At 62.9% G+C, this 1,292-nt stretch carries 1 protein-coding gene; it reads right to left on the reverse strand.

Features of this window, described 5'->3' with window-relative positions; genetic code table 11:
• Positions 1-44 precede the first annotated feature (44 nt).
• Positions 45-1,222, reverse strand: a protein-coding gene (locus tag D7318_RS32280) for an IS3 family transposase (protein ID WP_120700798.1) whose coding sequence is annotated in 2 segments (ribosomal slippage) — positions 45-961 and positions 961-1,222 — 1,179 coding nt in all. Because the reading frame shifts where the segments join, the coding sequence is not laid out codon by codon here.
• Positions 1,223-1,292: the final 70 nt, after the last annotated feature.

Here is a 1,292-nt window from a genome sequence, read left to right on the forward strand (position 1 = left end):
GTGAGGGGCCCTCTGCTTTTCGGACAGGGGGCTGGTCGTTCGTTTCATGCGGCGATGCGCAACTGATGGTACTCGGCGTGGACTTCGCGTGGAGGGCGGTAACCCACGGCCGAATGAAGGCGTTTGCGATTGTACCAGAATTCGATGTACCGAGTGATGTCCCTCCGAGCTGCTTCACGGGTCAGGTAGGTCACCCGCGACACCCGTTCGTTCTTCAGAGCGCCGAAGAACGATTCGGCCATTGCGTTGTCGAAGCAGATGCCGGTGCGCCCGGCTGATCCGCGGAGTCCGAGTTGCTGCAACACTGTCCTGAACTGGGCGGACATGTAGTTGCTTCCACGATCGGAGTGGAATATGGCACCCTTGGCGAGTTTCCTGTTCCGTGCCGCGTTGCGGATGGCGCGGGCTATCAGTGGCGTCTGGTAGTGATCGTCCAGCGCGTAGCCGATGACCTCCTTCGTGCAGCAGTCGATGACGGTCGCGAGATAGAGCCACCCTTCTCCGGTGGGGACGTAGGTGATATCGCCGACGAGCTTTTCTCCCGGCACGTCCGCGCTGAAGTCGCGGCCGATGAGGTCCGGCACCGGGTCCGGCGCCGCCTGGGTCAGCGACCACCGCCGCGGCCTCGGCTGGCAGGGCACCAGGCCGATTTCCCGCATCAGCTGACGGACCAGTTCCGGACCGGCGGCGTGTCCCCAGCGCAGCAGCTGGGCGTGGATGCGCCGGTATCCGTATGTGCGGTCGGACATGTCGAACACTTTCCTGATGAGCAGCCGCAGTTCGCCGCGCCGCTGGGCCGTCACGGAATCGGGCCGGTTCCTCCAGTGGTAATAGCCGGATTTGGACACGCCGAGGTATGTGCACATGAACTCGACGGAATACGCGTACTCCGCGATGTCGAGCCGCATCGATTCGATGAACTCGTACTTTCTCGCTACCGGGGATCCCTCGCGAAGTACGCTGCGGCTTTTTTCAGGAACGCGACTTCCATCTCCAGCTCACGGTTGCGGCGCTCGAGTTCCTTCAGCCGGGCGCGCTCGTCCACCGGCAGAGGCTCGTCCCGTCGGCCCTCCTCGTGCTCATGTCGACGCACCCATGTGCGGAGCGTCTCAGAGCTCATGTCGAGTTCCCGGGCGACTTGAGCGACCGGCTTGTCAGATCTCAGCGCCAGCTGAACTGCTTCCTCACGGAACTCCGGTGAGTACGGACTTGGACGTGGCACTTGCTGCTTCCCTCGATTGTCTACCGGCCAACCCTATTGGGTCCCTGTCCGAGATCTTCGAGGCCCCTCA

It is taken from the genome of Streptomyces radicis, assembly GCF_003626575.1.
GTDB lineage: Bacteria > Actinomycetota > Actinomycetes > Streptomycetales > Streptomycetaceae > Streptomyces > Streptomyces radicis.